The organism is Streptomyces sp. NPDC058674 (assembly GCF_042716505.1).
In the GTDB taxonomy this organism is placed as follows: domain Bacteria; phylum Actinomycetota; class Actinomycetes; order Streptomycetales; family Streptomycetaceae; genus Streptomyces.
In genome coordinates this window covers 99,935-114,349 of sequence record NZ_JBHXSC010000006.1, presented here as the reverse complement: position 1 = coordinate 114,349, position 14,415 = coordinate 99,935, and the positions used below count along the sequence as shown (strand labels likewise).

At 74.0% G+C, this 14,415-nt stretch carries 11 protein-coding genes; 5 read left to right on the top strand and 6 right to left on the bottom strand.

Going from position 1 to position 14,415, the window contains the following annotated elements:
• Positions 1-14 precede the first annotated feature (14 nt).
• The 3 genes from ccrA to ACFWU6_RS05395 all read right to left on the bottom strand — a co-directional run bounded on the left by ccrA (position 15) and on the right by ACFWU6_RS05395 (position 4,584).
• On the bottom strand, positions 15-1,352 hold the full coding sequence (gene ccrA, locus ACFWU6_RS05405; protein ID WP_383812920.1) for a crotonyl-CoA carboxylase/reductase: 1,338 nt from the start codon (positions 1,350-1,352) through the stop codon (positions 15-17).
• Positions 1,353-1,811: 459 nt separating this feature from the next.
• On the bottom strand, positions 1,812-2,621 hold the full coding sequence (locus ACFWU6_RS05400; RefSeq protein WP_383811921.1) for a TetR family transcriptional regulator: 810 nt from the start codon (positions 2,619-2,621) through the stop codon (positions 1,812-1,814).
• A 166-nt stretch (positions 2,622-2,787) separates the two neighbouring features.
• Positions 2,788-4,584 (bottom strand): 3-hydroxyacyl-CoA dehydrogenase family protein, encoded by a 1,797-nt coding sequence (locus ACFWU6_RS05395; RefSeq protein WP_383811923.1) that lies wholly within the window; start codon positions 4,582-4,584, stop codon positions 2,788-2,790.
• A 392-nt stretch (positions 4,585-4,976) separates the two neighbouring features.
• Here ACFWU6_RS05395 and ACFWU6_RS05390 point away from each other — a divergent pair, with 392 nt between their 5' ends.
• A complete protein-coding gene (locus ACFWU6_RS05390; protein WP_383811926.1) occupies positions 4,977-5,528 on the top strand; it encodes an adenylosuccinate lyase in 552 nt (183 codons plus the stop codon).
• 172 nt (positions 5,529-5,700) lie between these two features.
• On the opposite strand, the gene ACFWU6_RS05385 is transcribed toward ACFWU6_RS05390, so the two are convergent.
• The gene (locus ACFWU6_RS05385) at positions 5,701-7,281 is read right to left on the bottom strand and encodes an alpha/beta hydrolase (RefSeq protein ID WP_383811929.1); all 1,581 of its coding nucleotides are present in this window, start codon (positions 7,279-7,281) and stop codon (positions 5,701-5,703) included.
• A gap of 112 nt (positions 7,282-7,393) precedes the next feature.
• Positions 7,394-8,455, bottom strand: coding sequence for an Rv2578c family radical SAM protein (locus tag ACFWU6_RS05380; protein WP_383978647.1), 1,062 nt, complete (start codon positions 8,453-8,455; stop codon positions 7,394-7,396).
• Between the two features lie 161 nt (positions 8,456-8,616).
• Here ACFWU6_RS05380 and ACFWU6_RS05375 point away from each other — a divergent pair, with 161 nt between their 5' ends.
• The 4 genes from ACFWU6_RS05375 to ACFWU6_RS05360 all read left to right on the top strand — a co-directional run bounded on the left by ACFWU6_RS05375 (position 8,617) and on the right by ACFWU6_RS05360 (position 13,551).
• Positions 8,617-9,060, top strand: coding sequence for an SRPBCC family protein (locus tag ACFWU6_RS05375; RefSeq protein ID WP_383811934.1), 444 nt, complete (start codon positions 8,617-8,619; stop codon positions 9,058-9,060).
• A gap of 268 nt (positions 9,061-9,328) precedes the next feature.
• The gene (locus tag ACFWU6_RS05370; protein ID WP_383811937.1) at positions 9,329-10,162 is read left to right on the top strand and encodes a M55 family metallopeptidase; all 834 of its coding nucleotides are present in this window, start codon (positions 9,329-9,331) and stop codon (positions 10,160-10,162) included.
• Between the two features lies 1 nt (position 10,163).
• On the top strand, positions 10,164-11,549 hold the full coding sequence (locus ACFWU6_RS05365; protein WP_383978645.1) for a M20/M25/M40 family metallo-hydrolase: 1,386 nt from the start codon (positions 10,164-10,166) through the stop codon (positions 11,547-11,549).
• A 13-nt stretch (positions 11,550-11,562) separates the two neighbouring features.
• The gene (locus ACFWU6_RS05360; RefSeq protein ID WP_383978642.1) at positions 11,563-13,551 is read left to right on the top strand and encodes a prolyl oligopeptidase family serine peptidase; all 1,989 of its coding nucleotides are present in this window, start codon (positions 11,563-11,565) and stop codon (positions 13,549-13,551) included.
• Between the two features lie 40 nt (positions 13,552-13,591).
• Here ACFWU6_RS05360 and ACFWU6_RS05355 read toward each other — a convergent pair whose 3' ends face one another.
• Positions 13,592-14,338 carry a hypothetical protein gene (locus ACFWU6_RS05355; RefSeq protein ID WP_383978639.1) on the bottom strand — a complete coding sequence of 249 codons (747 nt, stop codon included), beginning with the start codon at positions 14,336-14,338 and terminating at the stop codon, positions 13,592-13,594.
• Positions 14,339-14,415 lie beyond the last annotated feature (77 nt).

Here is a 14,415-nt window from a genome sequence, read left to right as displayed (position 1 = left end):
TGGCCTCGGACGTCTCAGACGTTGCGGAAGCGGTTGATGGCGTCGAGGTGCGTCGCCCGCATCTCGTGGTCGCGCACGCCCAGGCCCTCCTCGGGGGCCAGCGCGAGGACGCCGACCTTGCCCTGGTGGAGGTTGCGGTGGACGTCGTAGGCGGCCTGGCCGGTCTCCTCCAGGGAGTAGACCTTCGAGAGGGTGGGGTGGATCTTGCCCTTGGCGATCAGGCGGTTGGCCTCCCACGCCTCGCGGTAGTTCGCGAAGTGCGAGCCGATGATCCGCTTGAGGGACATCCACAGGTAGCGGTTGTCGTACTCGTGCATGTAGCCCGAGGTCGAGGCGCACGTGGTGATCGTGCCGCCCTTGCGGGTGACGTAGACGCTCGCGCCGAAGGTCTCGCGGCCGGGGTGCTCGAAGACGATGTCGATGTCCTCGCCGCCGGTCAGTTCGCGGATGCGCTTGCCGAAGCGCTTCCACTCCTTGGGGTCCTGGGTGTGCTCGTCCTTCCAGAACTTGTAGCCCTCGGCGTTGCGGTCGATGATCGCGGTCGCGCCCATCGCCCGGCAGATGTCGGCCTTCTGGTCGCTGGAGACGACACAGATCGGGTTGGCGCCGCCGGCCAGTGCGAACTGGGTGGCGTAGGAGCCGAGGCCGCCGCTCGCGCCCCAGATCAGGACGTTGTCGCCCTGCTTCATGCCGGCGCCGTTGCGGGAGACCAGCTGGCGGTAGGCGGTGGAGTTCACCAGGCCGGGGGAGGCGGCCTCCTCCCAGCTGAGGTGGCCGGGCTTGGGCATCAGCTGGTTGGACTTGACGAGGGCGATCTCCGCCAGTCCGCCGAAGTTGGTCTCGAAGCCCCAGATGCGCTGCTCGGGGTCGAGCATCGTGTCGTTGTGGCCGTCGGAGGACTCCAGCTCGACCGAGAGGCAGTGCGCGACGACCTCGTCGCCCGGCTGCCAGGCGTTCACGCCGGGCCCGGTGCGCAGGACGACGCCCGCGAGGTCGGAGCCGATGACGTGGTAGGGCAGGTCGTGGCGCTTGCTGAGCTCCGACAGGCGGCCGTAGCGCTCCAGGAAGCCGAAGGTGGACACCGGCTCGAAGATCGAGGTCCAGACGGAGTTGTAGTTGACCGAGGAGGCCATGACGGCCACCAGGGCCTCGCCGGGGCCGAGTTCCGGCACCGGCACCTGATCGAGGTGCAGGGACTTGCGCGGGTCCTTCTCGCGGGTGGTGAGCCCTGCGAACATCTCCTGCTCGTCCTTGTGCACGGTGACCGCGCGGTAGGAGTCGGGGAGCGGCAGGGCCGCGAAGTCGGCGGCCGTAGCGGCCTGCGACTGGATCGCGTCCAGGATGTCCTTCACGGTAGAGCCTCCGGCATGAGCGCTGTTGAGGGTGCGCTGGGGGATACGCGTCGCGTGCGTGAGAGCGTGTGGGTGGGTGGTGCGTGGTGCTGTGTGCCGTCGGTTCCGGCTGAGCGGTCGTGCGGGCGACGCCCGTGGTGAGGCGTGCGGTGCCTGGTGACGCAGGCATCCGGGGCGCGTTCCGTGCCGAGTGGGCGTGGGCCGCGGGGACATCCGGACGAGATTCAACGTATGGCACCCGGTGTCACTCAGCAAGGCACCGCGTGCCAAAACTTTCTCTCATTTGCCGATTGACCTGCGCACATGAGCGATGATCGATCAGAGTTACCGGCGAGTAGGGGCAAGCCGGACAAACGCAGAGGGCCGCCCCCGGTGCGGGGGCGGCCCTCTGTGACGCGTGTCGCTTCGTGTGTCGTTCCGTGTCCTGCTCCGCCCGGCTGCCTGCCGCGCGGTGCGCGGCTACGTGCCGCGCAGTGCCTCTTCGATGGTCCGCATGACCTCGTCCAGCGGGGCGTCCGTCCGGGCCACCGCCACCAGCACCTCGCCCTGCGTACGGACCGCCGCCGGCGCCGCCGGGGCCGTCGTCAGCGTCCGGCCCGCGCCGATGCCCGACCCGAAGGTCCTGCGCACGATCGAGAAGGCGTGGTCCAGCTGCGCCTCCACGTCCCCCTGGCCGCCCGCCCGCAGCCAGCGGCGCAGCACGTGGTTGTGGGCGGTCACGACCGCCGAGGCGGCCACCTCGGCGAGCAGCGGGTCGTCATTGCCGTCGTGCTGCTCGTGCTCGTCGAAGTGGGCGAGCAGGTAGCGCGTGAACAGCCGCTCGTACCGGGCCACCGACGCGATCTCCCGCTCGCGCAGCGCCGGCACCTCCCGGGTCAGCCGGTAGCGCTCCACCGACACCGCGGGCGAGGCGGCGTACATCTTCATGACCTCCTTGATCCCGCGGCACACCGTGTCGAGCGGGTGCTCGTGCGCCGGGGCCACGTCGAGGACGGCCTCGGCGCGGGTCAGGGTGTCGTCGTGGTCCGGGAAGATCGCCTCTTCCTTGGACCGGAAGTGCCGGAAGAAGGTCCGCCGTGCCACGCCCGCGGTCGCGGCGATCTCGTCGACCGTGGTCGCCTCGTACCCCTTGGTCGCGAACAGCTCCATGGCCGCCGCCGCCAGCTCGCGCCGCATCTTGAGCCGCTGGGCGGCCGCCTTGGTGCCGGCCGGGCTCTCCGGGGCGTCGGAGGCGGAGGCGCGGGGCGAGGTCTTGGCGGGCTGGGACATAGAGCGAAAGTACTTCATCCGCGCCGGGGAGCGCGCCTGCGGGGGGTGGGACGGGGATGGATGCGGGGGAGGGCCCGCACTGGGCTCGGGAGGGTATGTCCGCCGTGAGGGTCCGGCGGACCCGAGCAGCCCTCCCCACGTATCCGGCTCGTGGCCCGGCCTGGGGTTACCGGCGGGCGTACTCACGGAATCCGCGGCCGGTCTTCCGGCCGAGGCAGCCCGCCGCCACCAGGTGCTCCAGCAGCGGGGAGGGGGCCAGGCCCGGGTCGCGGAACTCCTTGTGGAGGACCTTCTCGATCGCCAGCGAGACGTCCAGGCCGACCACGTCGAGGAGCTCGAAGGGCCCCATCGGGTAGCCGCCGCCCAGCTTCATCGCGGCATCGATCTGGTCGAGGCTCGCGTAGTGCTGCTCCAGCATCTTGACCGCGTTGTTGAGGTACGGGAACAGCAGCGCGTTCACGATGAAGCCCGCCCGGTCCCCGCAGTCCACCGGGTGCTTGCGCACCTTGACGCAGATCTCGCGGACGGTGGCGTGCACGTCGTCGGCGGTCAGCACCGTGCGGACCACCTCGACCAGCTTCATCGCCGGTGCGGGGTTGAAGAAGTGCATGCCGATCACGTCCTGCGGACGCGAGGTCACCCGGGCGACCGCGATCACCGGCAGCGAGGAGGTGGTCGTGGCCAGCACCGCGCCCGGCTTGCAGACCTTGTCCAGCGCCGCGAACAGCTCCTGCTTGACCGCCAGGTCCTCGGCGACCGCCTCCACGGCCAGGTCCACCTCCGCGAAGGCGTCCAGCGAACCGGCCGGGGTGACCCGCGCCAGGGTCTGCGCGGCCGCCTCCTCGGTCAGCCGGCCCTTGGCCACCGCACGGCCGAGGGACTTCCCGATCGCGGCCTTCGCCGCCTCGGCCTTCTCCTGGCTGCGGGCCGCCAGCACCACGGCGAAGCCGGACTGCGCGAAGACCTGCGCGATCCCGCTCGCCATCGTGCCCGAGCCGGCCACGCCGACCGAGCTGACGGGACGGCCCCGGCCCGCCCCGTCCCCCTCCGCCGGGGTCTGGGCGTCGCGGACCACCGCGGAGCTGCCCGGGGCCTCGTACGTGTAGAAGCCGCGTCCGGACTTCTGACCGGTCAGACCGGCCTCGGCGAGGTGCCCGAGGATCGGGGCCGGGGCGTGCAGCCGGTCGCCGGAGGAGGTGTACATGGCCTCCAGGACGGTGCGGGCGGTGTCCACGCCGATCAGGTCGAGCAGCGCCAGCGGCCCCATCGGCAGACCGCAGCCGAGCCGCATCGCCGCGTCGATGTCCTCCCGGGAGGCGTACTTCGACTCGTACATGGCGGCGGCCTGGTTGAGGTAGCCGAAGAGCAGGCCGTCGGCGACGAAGCCGGGGCGGTCGCCGACCGAGACGGGCTCCTTGCCCAGGGCGCGGGCCAGCTCGGTGACCGCCTCGACGGCCGGCGGGGCGGTGAGGACCGAGGAGACCACCTCGACCAGCTTCATGGCCGGGGCCGGGTTGAAGAAGTGCAGGCCGAGCACCCGCTCGGGGTGCCGCGACTCGGCGGCGAGCCGGGTCACCGACAGGGCGTTGGTCCCGGTGGCCAGGATCGTGTCGGGCCGGACCACCGCGTCGAGCTCGCGGATGACCTGCTGCTTGGCCTCGTACGACTCGGGCACGACCTCGATCACGAGGTCGGCCTCGGCGGCCGCGCCCAGGTCCGTGAAGGTGCGGAAGCGGGCGAGGACGTCCGCGCGGTCCTGCTCGGTGAGCTGCTCGCGGGCCACGGAGCGGGCGGTCGCCGCTTCGAGGGAGGCGGACGCCCGGCCGGCGGCGGCCTCGCTGACGTCGATGCCGATGACCTCGTGGCCGGCGCGGGCGAGGACCTCGGCGATGCCGGAGCCCATCGTGCCGAGGCCGACGACGGCGATGGTCTGGAGGGAGGACTGACTGGACGGACGGTCCATCGAGGGACTCCAGTGGAAGAGGGTGACGACTGAGGGGACGCGCGCGGCGCACAGTGCGCGCGGATGCCGTACGGGAAGCCGTGCGGCGAGGACCCCGCGGGAGCGTGCCCGGGGCCCGGGGGCCCGCAGGCGCGAAAGCCCGGGGTGAGGCGGCGGCGGAACCCTGTCCCGGGGCCCGCGCCGTGAGGTCGTGCAGAACCGACTGGCACGGGGCGGCTGCGTCACCAGGCCGCCCTCGTACGTGTTGTCACGACCATAACCCGTCGGTAACTGGTCTGCCAGAGTGCGGAGATGTGACCTGTACCGCCGAAATGTACCGATCATCGATCATCGATCATCGGCATTGTCCGAAACCCGGGGTACCTGCCGCCGCACCCCCCTAGGGTGGCCGGGTGAACGACGTGCTGGAACGCCTGCGGGCGGAGGCGGGACCGTCACCGGAGTACGAGGTGCTCCTGACGGCGCAGCCGGAGGCCCTGGCCGCCTCCCTGACCTCGGCCGGCCTGCCCCTGTGGGCCCGCGAGCTGGCCGCGTACCGGCTGGGCATGGCGGGGGACCGGCGGGCCTTCGAATCCCTCGTGCTGCTGCTCAACCACCGGGACCCGCCCCGCTGCGCGGCCGCCGCCACGGCCCTCGCCGTCCTCGCCGACCCGCGCACCGCCCGCGCCGCGGCCGCCCTCGCCACGAACGACCTGCGCACCGCCTATGCCCTCCACCCCGTCCGGCTGCTCACCGCGCTGCGCGCCCCGGAGTCCGCTCCGGCGCTGATGGCCACGCTGTCCCGGCTGCTCTCCCCGCACGACCCGTACTGGCGGGTGGCCCTGGCCTGCGTCGAGGGACTCGGGACGCTCGGCGATCCGCGCGCCCGCGACCTGCTGGTGCGCGCCCAGTCCCACCCCCGCCTCGCGGTGGCGGCGACCGCCGCCCTGCGCGCGCTCGACTGACGGGCCCGGCCCGAACGGCCGCCGGAGGCAAGGGCCTTGGCGGCGCCGGAATCCCGGAGGCCTTCGCGGCGCAGCCGCCGACCCGAGGTCTTCGAGCCGCCGCGGTCCCGGGGTCCTCGCGGCGCCGCCGGCCCGAGGGGGCGGGTGGCGGCGCCGCGGCCGGACCCCGGGGCTAGCCGCGGAAGCCGAGCAGGCCGTGCAGGGCCGCGCCGCCCGCCGAGGGCGGGACCGCGCGGGTCGCCGGGGTCGGCTTGGGCTCCGCCTGGGCGGCGCAGGTGGCGTCCGCGGCCCGGCCCGTGCTCAGGTACGCCGCCACCTTCTCGTCCAGGCACTTGTTGCCGCTGAGGGCGACCCCGTGATTGCCGCCGCCCTCCTCGACCACCAGCGCCGAGCCCTTCAGCCGGTCCCGCATGGCGAGCGCGCCCCGGAAGGGGGTCGCCGCGTCCTCGGTCGCCTGGAGCAGCAGGGCCGGCGGGAGTTCGGCGTTGGTCACGTCCGGGGCCCGCAGCTGCTCCGTCGGCCAGAACGCGCACGGGGCGTTGTACCAGGCGTTGTTCCAGGTCATGAACGGCGCCGCGGCGTGCGTGCGCCACATGTCCGCGCGCCACCGGTTCCAGTCCTTCGGCCAGGCCGAGTCCCGGCACTGCACCGCCGTGTACACGCTGTAGCCGTTGCCCGCCGAGGGCGCCACCGCGCCGAACCGCTCGTACGCCGCCACCAGCGGCTTCGGGTCCCCCTCCCGCGCGTACGCGGCGAAGGCCTCGGCGAGGCCCGGCCAGTAGCCGTTGTAGTAGGCGCCCGGCATGTACGTGTCCTCCAGCTCGGCCGGACCGACCTTGCCGCCCGCGGGCGTCCCGCGCAGCGCCTCCCGCATCGCGTACCAGCGCTCCTCGACGGCCTTCGGGACGCTGCCCAGCCGGTAGGTGGCGTCGTACTTCGCCACCCAGGCGAGGAAGGCCTTGTGGCGGGAGTCGAAGGCCCGGTCCTGCGCGAGGTTGTCCTCGTACCAGACCCCGCCCGGGTCCACCACGGAGTCCAGGACGAGGCGGTGCACCCGGCCCGGGTGGAGCTTGGCGTACACCGCCCCCAGGTAGGTCCCGTACGAGTAGCCGAAGTAGCTGATCCGCGCGGCGCCGAGGGCGGTGCGCACCGCCTCGATGTCGCGGGCGGCCGAGACGGTGTCGATGTACGGCAGTACGTCCGCGTACCGGGTGCCGCAGGACTCGGCGAAGGAGCGCACCCGCTCCAGGTTGGCGCGCTCGGTGGCGGCGTCGCGCGGTACGGAGTCCGGGCGGACGGGGTCGAAGTGCCCGGCCCCGCAGTCCAGGGCGGGCTCGCTCCTGCCGACGCCCCGGGGGTCGAAGCCGATCACGTCGAACCGGGAGGCCACGTCCTCGGGGAGGGCGGAGGCGACGAACCCGGCCAGGGCGCGGCCGCTGCCGCCCGGCCCGCCCGGATTGACCAGCAGGGGGCCCTGGGACGCGGCGGCGGTGTGCGGGACCCGGGTCAGGGCCAGCGAGATCTGCCGCCCGCCGGGCCGGGCGTGGTCGAGCGGGACCTTGAGGGAGGCGCACTGGAGGGTGGGATAGCGGGGGGTCGCGCAGCCGCTCCAGTGCAGGGCCGCCTTCGCCGGGGCGGGCGCCGGGGCCGGGGCGGCGCCGGCCGGGCCCGCGAGGGCCGCGGCCACGGTGGAGATCGACAGCAGGACGGCGGCGCGCTTCTTCGCGGCGCCCTTCTTCAGGGGGTGCAGCATGGGGCCTCCCAGCCGAGGGTTCTGGGCGGAATCGTCCAGGAAACCGCGTCCGGAAGACGGGATTGGGCTGCCCATTGGCCCGATGTGATGACCTTTCACCGGGCGCCGGGGCTCACAGGAGCGTGAGCTGGGTCGCCTCCCCGCGCACGTGCCCCGCGGGCGGCTCGCCGGGCCGCTCGGGGGTGACGATCCGGCGTGCCGCTCCCGGGCCGTTCGGGCCGATGCCGAATTCGGCCGCCAGTTCGTGGACTTGGCGGGTGATCTGCCGCTGGTACCAGGTGGGCGCGTACGAGCCGCCCGCGTACATCCGCTCGTACCGCCCGACCAGGTGCGGGTGGTGTCCGGCCAGCCAGGACAGGAACCACTCGCGCGCCCCGGGCCGCAGATGGAGTACCAGGGGTGTCACGGAGGTGGCGCCGGAGGCGGCGACGGCCCGGACGGTGTCCCGCAGCTGCTCCGGGGCGTCCCCGAGGAAGGGGACCACCGGAGCCATCAGCACCCCGCACTCGATCCCGGCGTCGGTCAGGGCCCGTACGGCGCCCAGCCGGGCGGAGGGCGAGGGCGTGCCCGGCTCCACGGTCCGCCACAGCGCGGCGTCGGTGAAGCCCGCGGACACGCTGACGCCGACGTCGGTGACCTCGGCGGCCTGCCGCAGCAGGGGGAGGTCGCGCAGGATCAGCGTGCCCTTGGTGAGGATGGAGAACGGGTTGGCCCGGTCGCGCAGCGCCTCGATGATCCCGGGCATCAGCCGGTAGCGGCCCTCGGCCCGCTGGTAGCAGTCGACGTTGGTGCCCATGGCGATGTGCGCGCCCGTCCAGCGGCGGGCACCCAGCTCGCGGCGCAGCAGCTCGGGGGCGTTGACCTTGACGACGATCTGCGAGTCGAATCCGAGCCCCGTATCCAGGTCGAGATAGGAGTGGGTCTTGCGGGCGAAGCAGTACACGCAGGCGTGGCTGCAGCCCCGGTAGGGGTTGACGGTCCACTCGAACGGCATGCGGGAGGCGCCGGGCACCCGGTTGACGATCGAGCGCGCCCGCACCTCGTGGAAGGTGATCCCGCGGAACTCGGGGGTGTCGAAGGTCCGGGTGACGACGGCGTCCGCCCCGAACAGGGCGGCCGGCCCGGTGGTCCGCCGTCCGTCCCCGGGCTCCTCGGTCAGATGGTCCCAGCGCATGAGCGCCTCCCTCGGTAGCTCTGAGCCGAGAATAGAACAAACGTTCCCATGATCGTGCGGAGCCGTGTCGGCCGTCCCGTGCGACCCCGGATTTGGGCAGCCGCCCCCCGAGGTGGTTGGCTTCGCCGTGACGAGCGATCACAACTGCTGGAGGAACAGCCATGGCGCAGGTCGAGGCCACCACGGAGCGGATCATCGCGGCCGACGCGGAAACCGTGTTCGACGCGCTGGCGGACTACAGCGGGACCCGGGGCAAGGTGCTGCCCGAGCACTTCAGCGAGTACGAGGTGCGCGAGGGCGGCGACGGCGAGGGCACCCTCGTCCACTGGAAGCTCCAGGCCACCAGCAAGCGCGTGCGCGACTGCCTGCTGGAGGTCACCGAGCCCACCGACGGTCAGCTGGTCGAGACGGACCGCAACTCCTCCATGGTCACCACCTGGGTGGTCACCCCGGCCGGCGAGGGCAGGTCCAGGGTCGTCGCCACCACCGTGTGGAACGGCGCCGGCGGCATCGGCGGCTTCTTCGAGCGGACCTTCGCGCCCAAGGGCCTCGGCCGGATCTACGACACGCTGCTCGCCAATCTGGCCGCCGCGGTCGAGAGCTGAGCGGCGCCCCTTCCGGGTCCTGACGTCCCTTCCGGAGCCCCTTTCGGCCCCCGACGCCCCTTCCGGCCCCGCCGCCGCCCCCTCCGGGCGGGGCGGGGTCGCGCGCCGCGGCGGCTCACCGGTTCGGGTGGAATCCCCGGCCCGCCCCGGGCCGCCGCGCCGCGGGCGTGGCCCCGGGCCGCCGGAGACCGGTACGGCTAGGGTGGCCCCCTGACGCGCGGCGCCCGCGTTGCGTGCGACCGCGTGCAACCGACCGCCCGGGGGCCCGATGAAGATCCTCATCTCCGCCGACATGGAGGGCGCCACGGGCGTCACCTGGCCGGCCGACGTACTGCCCGGCACGCCGCAGTGGGAGCGCTGCCGCTCCCTCTTCACCTCCGACGTGAACGCGGCCGTCCTCGGCTTCTACGACGGCGGCGCGGACCGGGTCGTCGTCAACGAGGCCCACTGGACCATGCGCAACCTGCTGCTGGAGAAGCTCGACGCCCGCGCCGAGATGCTCACCGGCCGCCACAAGTCCCTCTCCATGGTCGAGGGGGTCCAGTACGGCGACGTCGACGGCATCGCCTTCGTCGGCTACCACACGGGCGCCGGCTCCGAAGGGGTCCTCGCCCACACCTACCTCGCCAACTCCATCACGGGGGTCTGGGTCAACGGGGTCCGCGCCAGCGAGGGGCTGCTCAACGCGCACGTCGTCGCCGAGTACGGAGTCCCGGTCGTCCTGGTCACCGGTGACGACCTGACCTGCGTCGACGCCGCCGGCTACGCGCCCGGCGCGGTGACCGTCGCCGTCAAGGACCACGTCTCGCGCTACGCCGCCGTCTGCCGCACCCCCGCGCGCACCGCCGCCGACATCCGCGCCGCGGCCAAGGAGGCCTCAGCCCTCGCGGTGCGCCGCGAACCGGTGCGCGGCGGCCCCTTCACCGTGGAGCTGGAGTTCGACGCCGAGCACCTGGCGATGGCCGCCACGGTCGTCCCCGGGGCGGAGCGGTGCGGAGAGCGCAGGATCGCGTACACCAGCGAGACGATGTACGAGGGGATCCGCACCTTCAAGGCGGTCACGACGGTCGTCTCGGCGGCCGTGGAGGAGCAGTATGGCTGACATGTCCGCAGTCACCGCCGAGGCCGCAGTCACCGCCGGTGCCGCGGCCGCCGCCGACGCCCCGGCTACCGCCGTGGACCGGGTGGCGCTCGACGAGGTCGTCGAGTTCACCTCCGGCCTCATCCGGATCGACACCACCAACCGCGGCGGCGGCGACTGCCGCGAGCGCCCCGCCGCCGAGTACGCCGCCGAGCGGCTCGCCGCCGCCGGCCTGGAGCCGATCCTCCTGGAGCGCACCCCGGGCCGCACCAACGTGGTCGCCCGCATCGCGGGCACCGATCCGTGCGCCGACGCACTCCTCGTCCACGGCCACCTCGACGTGGTTCCCGCCGAGGCCGCCGACTGGAGCGTGGACCCCTTCTCCGGCGAGGTCCGCGACGGCGTGGTCTGGGGCCGCGGCGCCGTCGACATGAAGAACATGGACGCGATGGTCCTGGCCGTCGTGCGCGCCTGGGCGCGGGCCGGGGTGAAACCGCGCCGGGACATCGTGATCGCCTACACCGCCGACGAGGAGGACAGCGCCGTCGACGGCGCCGGCTTCCTCGCCGACCACCACCCGCACCTCTTCGAGGGCTGTACGGAGGGGATCAGCGAATCCGGGGCCTTCACCGTGCACACCGGTCCGGGACGGACCCTCTACCCGATCGCGGCGGGCGAACGCGGCACCGCCTGGCTGAAGTTGACCGCCCACGGCACCGCCGGGCACGGCTCCAAGCCCAACCGGGCCAATGCCGTCAGCCGGCTCGCCGCCGCCGTCGCCCGGATCGGCGCGTACCAGTGGCCGGTCCGGCTCACCCGCACCGTCACCGCCTGCATCACCGAACTCGCCGCCCTCCAGGGCCTGTCGGTAGATCCCGGGGCCCCCGACTTCGCCCTCGAGCCGGTGCTCGCCGCGCTGGGCCCCGCCGCCGCCCTGGTGGAGGCCACGCTCCGCAACAGCGCCAACCCGACGATGCTCAGCGCCGGTTACAAGCTGAACGTGATTCCCGGCCAGGCCACCGGCTACGTGGACGGGCGGATGCTGCCCGGCGGCGAAGCCGAGTTCATCGCCACCCTGGACGCCCTCACCGGACCGGATGTGCACTGGGAGTTCCACCACCGCGAAGTGGCCCTCGAAGCACCCGTCGACGGGCGGACGTACGGGATTCTGCGCGAGTCCGTCGAGCGCTTCGACCCGGACGGGCACGTGGTCCCCTTCTGCATGGCGGGCGGCACCGACGCCAAGCAGTTCTCCCGGCTCGGGGTCACCGGCTACGGCTTCTCCCCGCTCAAGCTGCCGCCCGGCTTCGACTACTGGTCCCTCTTCCACGGCGTGGACGAGCGGGTGCCCGTCGAGGCCCTGCACTTCGGCGTCCGCGTCCTCGACCACGCACTGCGGACCCTGTGAGGGAGGCCCTGTCATGGCGGCGGTGACCCGGCCCTACGGAAGCTGGCCCTCGCCGATCGACGCGGCGCTCGCCGCCTCGCTCGACGGACGCCCCGAGTACCTCGGCACGGTCGGCTCCGAGGTGTGGTGGACCGAGCCCCGGCCGGAGGAGGCCGGGCGCCGCACCCTGGTGCGCCGGCGCCCCGCGGACCCGGGACCCGAGGTCACCGCGCTGCCGGCGCCGTGGAACGTCCGCAGCCGCCTCACCGAGTACGGCGGCCTGCCCTGGGCGGGCGCCGAACGGCCGTCCGGCGGGCCCCTGCTGGTCTTCGCCCACTTCGCCGACCAGCGGCTGTACGCCTTCGAGCCGGACGCCCCCGGTGGCCCCGGGCCCCGGCCGCTCACTCCCCTGTCCCGTCTCGGCGGCGGGCTGCGCTGGGCCGACCCGGTGCTGCGGGGCGGCGAAGTGTGGTGCGTCCTGGAGGAGTTCACCGGCCCGGCGCCCACCGACGTGCGCCGGGTGCTGGCCGCCGTGCCGCTGGACGGGTCGGCCGCGCAGGACCGCTCCCGGATTCGGGAGCTCACCGACGGCCGGTACCGCTTCAGCACCGGGCCCCGGCTCTCCCCGGACGGGCGGCGCGCCGCCTGGATCGTGTGGGACCACCCCCGGATGCCCTGGGACGGCTCGGAGCTCAGGCTGGCCGAGATCACCGCGGACGGGGCGCTCACCGGGGCCCGCACGGTGCTCGGCGGTCCCGGGGAGGCCGTCGCCCAGGTGGAGTGGACGCCCGGCGGGAGCCTCCTCGCGGTGAGCGACCGCGGCGGCTGGTGGAACCCGTACCGGGTGGACCCCGACAGCGGCGGGGCCGTCAACCTGTGCCCCCGGGACGAGGAGTTCGGCGGCCCGCTGTGGAAGCCGGGGATGCGCTGGATCGCCCCGCTGCCCGACGGACCGGTCGCCGTGCTGCACGGCCGGGGCTCCTGCGTCCTGGGCGTCCTGGACCCCGAGAGCGGGGACCTCGTGGACGCGGCGGGGCCGTGGACGGCCTGGCAGCCGACGCTCGCGGTGAGCGGCACCCGGGTCTACGGGGTCGCCGCCAGCCCGCGCAGCGCGTACGAGGTCGTGGAGCTGGACACCGCCACCGGCCACGCGCGCGTGGTGGGCGCGGAGGGCGTCGACCCGGTGGACCCGGCCCACTACCCCGAGCCCCAGAGCCGGACCTTCCTCGGCCCCGACGACCGGGAGATCCACGCCCACGTCTACCCGCCGCACCACCCCGCCGTGCGGGCGGCCGCCGACGAGCTGCCCCCGTACGTGGTGTGGGCGCACGGCGGCCCCGCCGACCACGTGCCGCCCGTGCTCGATCTGCACATCGCCTACTTCACCTCGCGGGGCATCGGGGTGGTCGAGGTGAACTACGGCGGATCCACCGGCTACGGCCGCGCCTACCGCGAACGGCTGCGCGGGCAGTGGGGCGTGGTGGACGTGGAGGACTGCGCCGCGGTGGCCCGGGCGCTGGCCGCCGAGGGCACCGCCGACCCGGACCGCCTCGCCATCCGCGGCGGCAGCGCCGGCGGCTGGACGGCGGCGGCCTCGCTGGCCTCGACCGGTCTGTACGCCTGCGCCGCGATCATCTACCCGGTGCTGGACCTCCTCGGCTTCGCCGCGGAGACCCACGACCTGGAGTCCCGCTACGCGGAGGGCCTCGCCGGCCCGCCGCAGACCCTGGCCGTACGCAGCCGCGAGCGCTCGCCGGTGGCCCGCGCCGACCGGATCACCGCCCCGTTCGTCCTGCTCCAGGGCCTGGACGACGCGGTCTGCCCGCCGGCCCAGGCGGAACGCTTCCTGGCCGTGCTGCGGGGACGGCCCGTGCCGCACGCGTACGTGGCCTTCGAGGGCGAGGGCCACGGCTTCCGGCGCGCGGACACCATGGTCCGGGCGCTGGAGGCCGAACTGTCCCTGTACGCGCAGGTCTTCGGCATCGAACGGGACGACGTCCCGCTGCTCGTACTGCGACCGTAGGGCGAGGCGTCCGGTGCTGTCGCCCCTTCCGGCGACAGCACTACCGGCCCGCGGACGCGTCCCCGCCGGTCCGGATCCAGATGCGCAGCGGTCCCAGCGTGGTGAAGCCCGCGCGCAGGGCCGCGTCGAGGTCACCCCCCGACTCGTAGCCGACGACGGGGAGCCCCGGCCAGCGCGCGGCGACCGCGGTGAGGACGCCGGCCCAGACGGCGCCGACGGGCGCGTCGTCGTGGGCGAACAGGTTGGAGACGCCCACCACGGAGCCGCTCCGGTGCGCGACCGCTCCGGCCGCGATCCGGCCTTCCACGCGCCCCGTCAGGAAGAGGGTCTCCGCGGTCAGCAGGGAGGGGCGGAACAGGCCCGCGGCCTCCTCCCCGCCGCCCCAGGCGGCCTCCCACTCCGCCAGTTCGCCGGCGCCGGCCACCTGCGACCACTGCGGGGACGGGCCGGCGGTCACGGGTGCGGCGCCCGCGGGACGGTGGATCCACTGGGCCTCGAAGAGGACCTCGAAGCCCTCGGGGCCCAGGTCGAGCGCGGCGAAGCTGTCCTTGACCGTGCAGCCGGGGGAGCGGGTGTCGATCCCGGCCGCCAGCGCGGCCTCCGGCGTGCCGCCCCGGGTCAGGGTCACGGCGTCGGGGTAGAGGGGCGGGGTCCGGCGCGCACTGCTCCAGGCGTCCGCCGTGAACGTGCCCGTCAGCCCGTGGGCGCGGCAGACGGCGTCGCACCACTCGGCGTTGTTGCGCGCGGCGGCGAGCAGGAGCGACGGTATGTCGTGGGTGATGATCACGCCGGTGATCCTGTCACAGCTCCTCACCTCGAGCGATGATCTTTTCCCGTACCTCCGGGAGGCCGCCGGGGCGGTCC